Below are 5,212 nucleotides of genomic sequence, written 5' to 3'. Positions count from 1 at the left end.
AATTGGTCGTCCACCAGGGTTGGCTGTGCTTATGGTAGGGGAGAATCCTGCCAGTGCGGTCTATGTTCGTAACAAGGAGCGAGCCTGCGATCGGGTCGGCATTGCCTCATTTGGACGGCAGTTCGCCGCTGATGTCACCCAAGCAGACCTGACGGCTGTAATTCAGTCCTTGAATCAAGACGATCGAGTGGATGGCATTCTAGTGCAGTTGCCTCTGCCCGACCACCTTGATGCTGTCGCCTTACTCCAGCAAATTCATCCCGATAAGGATGCTGACGGCCTACACCCAGAAAACCTAGGGCGCTTGCTACGAGGAGAACCAGGATTGCGTAGCTGTACCCCCGCTGGCGTAATGAAGCTGTTGGCTGCCCATGATCTAAAGCTGCAAGGTAAGCACGCGGTGGTGATTGGTCGCAGCATCTTGGTGGGTAAACCTGTAGCCATTATGTTACTAGCAGAGAATGCTACTGTGACGATCGCCCACTCTGCCACCCCAAATCTAGCAACCTTTACCCAACAAGCTGATATCCTGGTGGCGGCGGCTGGTCGCCCTAACCTGATTACGGCTGATATGGTGAAACCAGGAGCGATCGTAGTAGATGTGGGAATCAACCGTGTGATAGCAGAGGATGGCACAGCTCGGATAGTCGGTGATGTAGAGTTTGCGTCTGTGCAGGCAGTAGCTAGTTGGCTTACACCAGTTCCTGGTGGGGTTGGGCCTATGACGGTTGCCATGCTGCTAGCTAACACTGTGCAAAGTTATCGTACTCGACATGGAGTTTAAGGCGCGATTGGGGTCGAAGTCTTGTATGATGCTGAGAATGTGAACTCCAGTTGATTACCCGTTGAAACTATGGCTCTAGTAGATCAACAAGGTCGGTTGTTTGGCAAAATTAGCATCCTTGACATTGGTGCTGCCTTGGTCATTCTGATGGTAATTATTGGGATCTTTTTCTTTCCTGGCACATCGGGGTCGATCGCTCAAGTTGGGGCCAAGGCGAAAACGGTGGAAGTGGATGTGATTGTCCGGGGCATCAGTTCCTCTAATCCCAGCGGGTTTATCAAGGATATAGAAGGTTCCAAGACTGTCAATATCGTCGTGCGCAATCAACCTGCTGGCAAGATGACCATCAAGGCGGTCAAAGTACTGCCGCGCACTGTAGCCGTACCCCAACCTGACGGCAAAGTTGTTGCCTTGCCAGATCCTCGCCCAGAGGCGGAATACTTGAGTGACTTGTTATTCACCCTCACTGGCTCTGCTCAAGTGACTGATGGTGGTACAGTGATCGGCACTGCAAAACTTAAAATCGCCAACCAAGTAGAGCTAGAGGGCACAACCTACAACGTTACCGGCGGCATTGTCGATGTCCGCGTACAGAGTTAATGTTGGCAACTAGGGGAGAGTTTGCCATGAGTGTTGCTGCTAGTGAAGCCAGTCGGTTGATTCAAGAGGGCATTCAACATTATCAGGCCAAGCAAATTCACTTGGCTTTAGAAATGTGGCAAACAGCCGTAGTAGTTAGCCGCATGGAAAATAACTTGCAGCGAGAGGCAGCCGCTTTGGGTAACTTGGGAGCTGCCTACTACGCATTGGGTGACTACACTCAAGCGATCGTCCATTGTCAACAACAACTAGCGATTGCTCAGCAACTTAACGATCGTACCAGCCTGCTCAATGCAATCCTAAATTTGGGCAACGCCCATTACGCTCGTCAAGACTACACCACTGCCATTGACTACTATCAGCAGCACCTTTCCCAGTTGTCCGAAGACACCTTAGCTGAGCAACGCCTGACTCAACAGACCCTCAAACGCTTGCATTTGGCCTATGCTGCCATTGGAGACTGTGAGCATCGGCGGGCTAGTTACGATCGGCGCGCTGAGCTGTTGCAACGGATGCTGAGAGCACTGAAGCCTGGTGAAAGCACTACCCTAGCCAAGACCTTGGGAATCAACCTCAGCGAAGATTTAGCCGGGCTAGATTTGCGTGGCATTAATCTTAGTGGCGCCAATCTGAACCAAGCTAATTTGCACCAGACCAACCTTGCCCAGGCTAATCTTTCATCGGCAAACCTGCGGGGTGCTATGTTGACCTCTGCCCGCTTGTCATCAGCCGACCTCACCCTAGCCGACCTCAGCCACGCCAACCTCAGTGATGCTTGTCTTGCCCATGCTATCCTGAGCAACGCCAACCTGCGCTATGTTAATCTCTCTGGTGCTGACCTGTCAGACACTGACCTCCGCACTAAGCTTCCCCATGCTATGCTCAGTCATGCTAACTTGACTGGCGCTAACCTTGTGGGAGCCTACGCAATCGGCGCTAACTTTACCCAAGCTAACCTCAGTTACAGCAATCTGAGTAGCAGCGATCTCACGGGTGTGTACCTGCGTGGAGCCATCCTTCAGGGGGCAAACCTTAGCAATGCCACGATCGCCCGTGTTGCCATTGATGGCGTAGATTGGAGCAACGCTCGTCTTGAGAATGCTTACTTTAGCGAGGTTACAGGCTTGTCTGAGGCTACTCGCTCAACCCTGCGTCAGCGGGGTGCCATTTTCACCTAACACCACTTCTCCATGCTATGGCTACGGACAGCGTATAGTGAGGACTTAAGTCCCTACTACGAACTAAAGGGTTAATGTCGCTGGCTTGTGGAGAATTGACATCAGCAATGGTTATTAGTCCTTATAGACTGCACCATTCGTGGCTACATTGACAACTCGTGATGGCCCTGTGGTGGCCAACGTAGAGACAACTGTAACAATAATCTCATTATCTATTACGGTAATGCCGGAATTAATATGGGCATCAGCATCGTTAGTGTAAATCACCAAGTTGATGGGTACTGGCAGAAACTGAGTATGAGCTACACCAAATGTCACTGTCTCTTTGGGCCTTGCGTACCGCTCAGAAGATGCCGGTTGTAATAGCACGGTAACAATATCAACTTTGGCGTTATTGATAACGCGAATCCGGATGGGCTTGTTAGGGTTAACTACTGCTATGGGTGGGCGTGTTTCAGGCATTTGGGCAACTTGAATTGTTTGACTCTGCGGAGCAGCCGTTGTTGCCACTGGAGTAACAATACCCAGAACTCCCAAACCAGCGATAGCTAGATGCTTAACGTTCATCCTCATACATTCAAGCTGTTTATTAGCAATGTCAACAATCCATTACGGTTCTACTGTAGGATACAATCGCTCGTCAACAGCACCTCTCCTAGAGAAGGTTTACATTACTGCGAGGGTACTGACCACCAAGCAATCCCATAGGGTTGGGTAGCGTCGTTCACTTGGGTCTGGTATTGAACTCGAATTTTATACCGCCCTGTTGCGGGAATCTGGTAAAACAGGTGCTCTACGCTGTCTACGTCACTGGTTGATGCCCAAATAGCCTGAGAATTGCTAGTATCATCTATTCGCATCAGGTAGAGATTTAGGTTGTTTAATCCACGATCGCGAAAGCTTTCCCCCAAGTCATACTGTTGATTGCCATTGGTATCAATTAAGTCCACTTGGCGATTCCACGCTAGGGTCACAGAAATATAGCTGCCTTTTTGCAGGGGCTGTTTGAGCACGTAGTCTCGAAATTGTGGTTCCGTAGCAGTGTTAGCAGCAGAAACTACGCTATAGTCCCAGCCGATCGCTGGTGCAAGACTGTCAGACTGCCATTGTCCAGCACTAAACTGTTGATAAGCTCGAAAGGCATTGAGATGACCTGTTCCCATCTGAATATTGAGGGGAATGTTGGGATCACGGTAGGCATCAGATTCTAACCATGTGCGTCCACTGCGATCAACCACAGTGCGCTGCATTCCCAGAGCCAACCCATTACCAGCATCCATCAGCTTGTCGGCTGCATTGAGAAGCACAGCCTTCATCACTTCATGACGGCGAGCATCCACAGTCCAGTTGGGTTGGCGCTTGCTAAGCTGACGATCGCCAAACTCCTGAAGCAGAGCAACAGTTGCAGTCACATGGGGGGTTGCAAAGCTAGTGCCGCTAGTTTCCGTAAGCCGACCATCGGGATTAATAACAGTAATAGCGTTGCCAGGAGCTAACAAGCCGATCGCTCGTCGAGCACCAAGGTTGGCTTCTCGACCTATAATCCGATCAGGAATGCCCGCCGCAGGATCACCCAAGTTCGCAATGTCAACCCGGCTGAATACACCATTGACACGGGTTGTATAGGCAACATTAATGCCGTTGTAATTATCCGTAGGGATAGGGATACCGCCTTTCCCTTGGTTACCAGCAACCACGTACAGCACATTATGCACTCGGCTAGACCAGTCTACACATTGCGTTAGTAGAGCATTACCATCCAGCAGAGCACCTTCTCGCGGGTCTTCTCGCAAGGACTCACCAAAGCTAAAGTTAATTGCTCGAACATCTCCACCATTTTGCAGCGCTACATGCTGAGAGGCCAAGCATTCCTCTGGTTGTCCGCTACGCCGCAACGTACCCACTGCTGAAGCATAAAGTCTAGCGGCTGGGGCTACACCGGGGGCTTCTTTGCTGTTGCTAATCATAATGCTAGCGACATTTTGAGCATGGGAGTCCAGGTTAGCCCCAACTTTAGGAGGTGCATCTCGGAAAAAAACTCGCTCTACGGAAACAGAACGGTTCTGTCGAGGAGCAGTGGTCTTATCAACCCCAAATCGTCCAGGCCGTCCAATCTCAACTTGACCAATCGCAATCTTACGTCCCCGCAAGTTATAGGGTTCCTGGTGCAACACGAGAGCATTGATCCCAGCCTCGCCGATTGAGCTAGACCGTCGAATCGAACTATTAGCTGTTGCCAGAGGCAACCAAATAGCGTTAACTGTGCCAAGGCCAGCAATGGTTATCAATGCTATAAGGCTACGATTCTGAGAAGAGTACATAGTAGGGAAACAATTCGGTACAAACTTTTGTTAAACTGATTACGACATCCTATGGCGAAACCTTCACCAAGTTAGCGCAACTTAGCACTAGCTCTATCAAATTCTCAGCCTGACACTTAATATACTTAACCCGACGCTTATATAGAGGATATCTGGCTACCATGACTCAAGCTACTGGCGCATCCCCTAAGTCTGTTGTGATTGCTCCTTCCATCTTATCTGCCGATTTTAGCCGATTGGGAGATGAAATTCGTGCAGTAGATAAGGCAGGGGCTGACTGGATTCATGTGGATGTTATGGATGGGCGATTTGTGCCAAACATTACAATC

At 50.1% G+C, this 5,212-nt stretch carries 6 protein-coding genes; 4 read left to right on the top strand and 2 right to left on the bottom strand.

The genetic code is table 11. The features are described 5' to 3' along the window. The 3 genes from folD to NZ772_13350 all read left to right on the top strand — a co-directional run. A partial coding sequence (folD, locus tag NZ772_13360) for a bifunctional methylenetetrahydrofolate dehydrogenase/methenyltetrahydrofolate cyclohydrolase FolD (GenBank protein ID MCS6814537.1) occupies nt 1-784 on the top strand: 784 nt, incomplete at its 5' end. Between the two features lie 69 nt (nt 785-853). Beyond that, a complete protein-coding gene (locus NZ772_13355; GenBank protein MCS6814536.1) occupies nt 854-1,384 on the top strand; it encodes a DUF4330 domain-containing protein in 531 nt (176 codons plus the stop codon). A 26-nt stretch (nt 1,385-1,410) separates the two neighbouring features. After that, the gene (locus NZ772_13350; GenBank protein MCS6814535.1) at nt 1,411-2,562 is read left to right on the top strand and encodes a pentapeptide repeat-containing protein; all 1,152 of its coding nucleotides are present in this window, start codon (nt 1,411-1,413) and stop codon (nt 2,560-2,562) included. 114 nt (nt 2,563-2,676) lie between these two features. Here the strand turns inward: NZ772_13350 and NZ772_13345 are convergent, their stop codons facing one another. Together NZ772_13345 and NZ772_13340 are read right to left on the bottom strand one after the other, a co-directional pair. After that, on the bottom strand, nt 2,677-3,129 hold the full coding sequence (locus NZ772_13345) for a hypothetical protein (GenBank protein ID MCS6814534.1): 453 nt from the start codon (nt 3,127-3,129) through the stop codon (nt 2,677-2,679). Between the two features lie 104 nt (nt 3,130-3,233). After that, nucleotides 3,234-4,883 (bottom strand): S8 family serine peptidase, encoded by a 1,650-nt coding sequence (locus tag NZ772_13340; protein ID MCS6814533.1) that lies wholly within the window; start codon nt 4,881-4,883, stop codon nt 3,234-3,236. 161 nt (nt 4,884-5,044) lie between these two features. On the opposite strand from NZ772_13340, the gene NZ772_13335 reads away from it, so the two are divergent. Continuing rightward, the coding region (locus NZ772_13335) for a ribulose-phosphate 3-epimerase (protein ID MCS6814532.1) at nt 5,045-5,212 on the top strand (168 nt) is incomplete at its 3' end.

It is taken from the genome of Cyanobacteriota bacterium, assembly GCA_025054735.1.
GTDB lineage: Bacteria > Cyanobacteriota > Cyanobacteriia > SKYG9 > SKYG9 > SKYG9.
The sequence above is the reverse complement of the archived record's forward strand: the minus strand, read 5'-3'. Positions and strand labels throughout refer to the sequence as shown.